Below are 4,611 nucleotides of genomic sequence, written 5' to 3' on the forward strand. Positions count from 1 at the left end.
GGCTAGAAGCCGCCACCGCCGACGTCGAAGCCGCCGAAACCGCCACCGCCGCCGTCGAAGCCGCCGAAACCGCCTCCGCCGAAGACGTCGCCGCCCCCGTCGCCTCCGCCACCGAAGAAGCCGCCTCCTCCGCCGTTGAGGAGCCCTCCGAGGAGGATGCCGCCGAGGAGCGCGCCACCCATGCCGTCACCGCGCCTGCCACCGTAACCGCCGTAGCCGGCCATTCCCCGTCCACCGAAGCCACTGACGTCCTGCTCGGCGAGCTGCGCGGCCTGGTCGGCAAGCAGCGCGGCCTGTTGCGCGTGGGTGAGTGCTGAAACCGGGTCCGAGCCCTGGATCTCGATGGCGTACTCAAGATTCCGTTCGGCCTCGGCCAGCCGGGTGCGGGCTTCGCTGCCCACGCCCCCACGGCGTGCCCGGATGTAGTCCTCGGTGCCGGAGATGCGCGACTGCGCGGCCATCAGGGCATGGTGCAGCGAATCCTTCGCCCGACGCGACTGTTCGGCCTGGTCCCGGACTCCGCCGAGCGCATTGTCGAGCTGCAGATGGGCTGCCTCCACGCGCTCCAGCAGTGACACCGGATCGACCGGTCCGGCCTGCCGCTTGGACCGGACCGTCTGCAGGGCCGCCTCGGCCGCTGCAACCGGACCGGCGAGATCCTGGTGCATTCCGGTGCCTACCATGGCCTTGGCCTGCGCGAGGTCCTCCGAGGTATCGGACACCGCACGCTCCAGCTCCAGCTGCGCTGCCTCGAGCTCCGAGGCACGCTTGTCGATCGCGTCGAGCAACAGGTTCGCCTGGTGCACGCCCTCCTCGGTGGCCCGCACCGCCACGACCGCGGGCCCGGTGTCCCCGGCGTCGAGCTTCTGCCGTGCCTCGGCCGATGCGCTCTCGACGAAGGCGAGGCGTTCCCTGGCCTGCTCCACGTTGTCCTGCACCTGGCTCGTTGCCGAGTCGGCATACCGCTGGCGAAGGTGCGACAGGGTGCGTTCCGCCTCGGCGAAGCGTGTTCCGGCTGCGTTTCCTGCCTCGCGCGCCGACTGCAGGGCCTGGGGAGCGTTCCGTTCAAGTTCCCGAAGCGAATCGAAATCGGCCTTGTGCTGCTGGAGCGATTCATTGACCGCCTCGCAGCGCCGGATGATGTCGCCGAGCCAGGCGCGCTGTTCCTCCTCGGTATCCGGGATGTGGTCGTCCAGCTGCTGCTGGAGCTTGAACGATTCACCCATGTGGGCTTTCGCCGCGGCGATGTCAGCGGTGAAGGTGCTCACGGATGCGGCACCGTATTGCGCCTCGGCGAATCCGACTTCCTGTTCGCTCGACTTGATGGCATCGTCGGCGGCGATCAGCAGGCTTCCCGCGCGCTTCCGCAGCTCATCGACGCTGAGCGCGGCGAGGGGATCGACGAGTTCGGCATCCTGGTTCCGGCCGTCACCGGTGGGATAGCCGTACTCGTTCACACCGGAGGCATCCTTCTTCTGCTTCCGCCGCGAGCGGAGGTAGGCATAGCCGCCGGCACCCGCAAGGGCCAGGGCGCCGCCCACGAGGGCGACCGCACCGAGGCCGCTGGAATCGGCGGCGGCGCCGCTCCCGGCCCCGGCGCCGCCGTCGGCGAGGACGGACTCGGTGCCCTGCACTGCGGCGATGCCGGCCTCAGCCCAGTTCTGCTGGTCGAGCTGGGGCTCGATCTGCTGCGCGAAGATGTCATCGGTGCTGGTTTCGACATCCCCACCGCCGATGAACCGGGCCTGCTGTGACTCGACGGCGACAGCCAGCAGCGCTTCGTCCCCGAAAATATTGCTGACCTCGGCTGTCTGCTGCGCCCACGCCAGCGGATCCGACGGGCTGGTGAAACTGTCGACGAACACTACGTTGACGGTGAAGCCGTACTCGCTCTCGAGTTCGGCAACCGCGCTCTCGATGTCGGCCTCATCGGCCTCCGTCAGCACGCCCGCATCATCGAAGACCGGGTCACCCTCCGGAAAATCGACGGGTTCGGTGGCGAAGGCCGGAGACAGCCCGAGAACTGGCAGTGCCGTCAGCGCGCACAGGGCCGCAGCGGCACCCATCCGCCTGGAAAGTGATCGCATTCATAACCCTTCAGCATGTTCCCCCGATCACAACCGAAACCAGGATGGAGAGCGGACGACGCCGGGGGTCCCTGATTTCCGATTCTATGGTGGGTGCCGGTAGCCGTCCACTGACGGCCATATGCCCCTAGCGAAACCCGATGCCCGTCCGCCGGCGGCCATACTGGAAACAGGATGAAATCGCTGTCCCATATCCAGTGGACTCCCAGCCGGCATCCAGCCTTTTTGCCCGGCAGCGTCAGGGAGTGTTGGCACAGTGGAGGAAAACGTCGATGAGAGGAAGCCGCATGACCGAGCAGTATGGCGGGTCCGCCAGGCCCGAACGACCGATGCCCCCGCGCCCGGGGAACCCTCCGGCATGGGGGACGCAGGAGGCGCCGGAGAACGGTGCGAGTGCCCACGGCCAGCACGCCGCGTACAACGGCCACCAGCCATATGAAGCACAGCAGGGTGCTTACCAGTCCCAGCACGGGGCGTTCGGGCAGCAGGTGCCTTCCGACGCACCTCCAGCCCAGGGCAGGAGCCGGAAACGTGTGGGGATGGGAACGTTCGCCGCCGGGGTGCTGGTCGCCGGTCTGATCGGCGGAGGCGTGGCGACTGCGGGAACCGAACTGCTCGATGACGGAGCCCCGGCCTCGAACTTGCCGGCCGGAGCCAGCGAATCGATCGTCGTCAACAACACCGACAGCGTCAACGAGATCACAGGGGCAGCGGTCACCGCTTCCCCCAGCGTGGTGGAGATCGCCGTGAGCGGGGCCGGGTCGGGCGGGTCCGGTTCGGGAATCATCCTCGATGACGAAGGGCACATCCTGACGAATACCCACGTCGTCACGCTCGGCGGGCAGGTCGCCGATCCGAGCATGGAGGTACAGCTGAATGACGGGCGGGTCTTCACCGCCGAGGTAGTAGGTACCGACCCGCTCTCCGACCTTGCGGTCATCAAGATCGACGCCCCTGACCTCACCCCTGCCACGCTCGGCAACTCGGATGAACTGAACGTCGGTGACACCGCCATCGCCATCGGCGCTCCGCTCGGTCTCAGCGGGACGGTGACGGACGGCATCGTCTCGACGCTCAACCGCACCATCAGCGTCGCCTCGTCGGCAGTGCCCGAGGACCAGACGGACACCCCGGAGGGCGGAAACAGCGACGGCTTCAACTTCCTTCCACCTGAGGGCTCCCCGGAGCAGCAGCCACAGTCGCAGGGTTCGATCTTCCTCAACGTGATCCAGACGGACGCGGCGATCAACCAGGGCAACTCCGGCGGGGCGCTGATCGACGCCGAGGGCAGGATCATCGGCGTCAATGTCGCCATCGCCTCGGCCGGCTCCGGTGAGAGCTCGGGAAATATCGGCGTCGGATTCTCGATCCCCATCAACTACGCCGAGCGGGTGGCCGACGAAATCATCGAGAACGGTGTGGCGACCCACGGTTTCCTCGGTGTGAGCGTCCAGGCTGCACCCGCCGGGGAGTCGGGCCGAAGCGAAGCGTTCTCGGTCGGTGCCCGGGTGGCCACGGTGGAACCCGGATCTCCGGCAGCGGAAGCCGGCCTCAGGGAGGGCGACATCATCACGAAGCTGGGCGACTACGTCATCACCGATCCCAAGGAACTGACGGCAGCGGTGCGCATGCAGACGGTAGGCCAGGAAGTCCCCGTCGAACTGAACCGCAACGGCAGTCCCACCACCGTCGACGCGACACTCGGCGAGGTTCCCGAACCCTGATCCTCGAAGTGGGGAGCTTCGCGAAGCGCCGGTATGGTTAGCTTGGTTTCGGGAAGATCCCCACTTACGGAAGGTCACCAATGGATGAGGCCCGAACGACGGGACTGCATATCGCGGTGCTGGTCAAGCACGTGCCCGACGCGCAGTTCGACCGTCATATCAACGGTGAGCACAAGACCACCCAGCGCTCCGAGAGCATCCTCTCGGAGCTCGATGAATACGCACTCGAGGCCGCGCTCCAACTCACCGAGAAGCTTGGCGGTGACGCTGCAGGACACCGCATCACGGCAGTGACCATGGGCCCCCCTGCCGCCGTGAGCGCCGTGAAGAAAGCCCTCCAGATCGGCGCCCACCAGGGCGTGCACCTCACGGATGACGCCCTCTTCGGCTCCGATGCGTCAGCCACCTCCTTCGCCCTGGCGGCGCTCCTGACCCACCTCGGCGGTTTCGACCTGGTGCTCACCGGCATGGCGTCGACCGACGGTGAAACCTCCCTCGTTCCGGCGCAGCTCGCCGAGCGGCTGCAGCTTCCGCAGGTGACGTTCGCGGCAACCCTCGAAGTGACAGGCGAGTCGGGCGGGTGGATGCTGACGGCCCGGCGCGACGGCGACACCTTCTCGGAAACCCTTGAGTCGCCCCTGCCCGCGGTCGTTTCCGTCACGGACCAGATCAACGAGCCGCGGTATCCCAATTTCAAGGGGATCATGGCAGCGAAGAAGAAACCGGTTCAGACCCTCTCCCTCGGAGACATCGGCGTTGCCGCCGGCCAGGTGGGACTGGCGGGATCCTGGACCGAGGTC

3 protein-coding genes are annotated in these 4,611 nt (G+C 67.2%); 2 read left to right on the plus strand and 1 reads right to left on the minus strand.

Annotation, left to right across the window (positions count from 1 at the left end):
- Nucleotides 1-2: 2 nt before the first annotated feature.
- A complete protein-coding gene (locus Y705_RS0115235) occupies nucleotides 3-2,087 on the minus strand; it encodes a TPM domain-containing protein (RefSeq protein ID WP_026533481.1) in 2,085 nt (694 codons plus the stop codon).
- A 287-nt stretch (nucleotides 2,088-2,374) separates the two neighbouring features.
- On the opposite strand from Y705_RS0115235, the gene Y705_RS0115240 reads away from it, so the two are divergent.
- Together Y705_RS0115240 and Y705_RS20510 are read left to right on the plus strand one after the other, a co-directional pair.
- A complete protein-coding gene (locus Y705_RS0115240; protein ID WP_026533482.1) occupies nucleotides 2,375-3,811 on the plus strand; it encodes a S1C family serine protease in 1,437 nt (478 codons plus the stop codon).
- 104 nt (nucleotides 3,812-3,915) lie between these two features.
- Nucleotides 3,916-4,611 (plus strand): electron transfer flavoprotein subunit beta/FixA family protein (locus Y705_RS20510; protein WP_049822881.1); only part of this gene is annotated, 696 nt, incomplete at its 3' end.

This window comes from Arthrobacter sp. H41, from assembly GCF_000520535.1.
GTDB lineage: Bacteria > Actinomycetota > Actinomycetes > Actinomycetales > Micrococcaceae > Arthrobacter_D.

Excerpts from the sequence above, each read along its gene's own strand:
- Y705_RS0115235 (WP_026533481.1), bottom strand. The coding sequence starts at position 2,087 with ATGCGATCACTTTCCAGGCGGATGGGTGCCGCTGCGGCCCTGTGCGCG.
- Y705_RS0115240 (WP_026533482.1), top strand. The coding sequence starts at position 2,375 with ATGACCGAGCAGTATGGCGGGTCCGCCAGGCCCGAACGACCGATGCCC.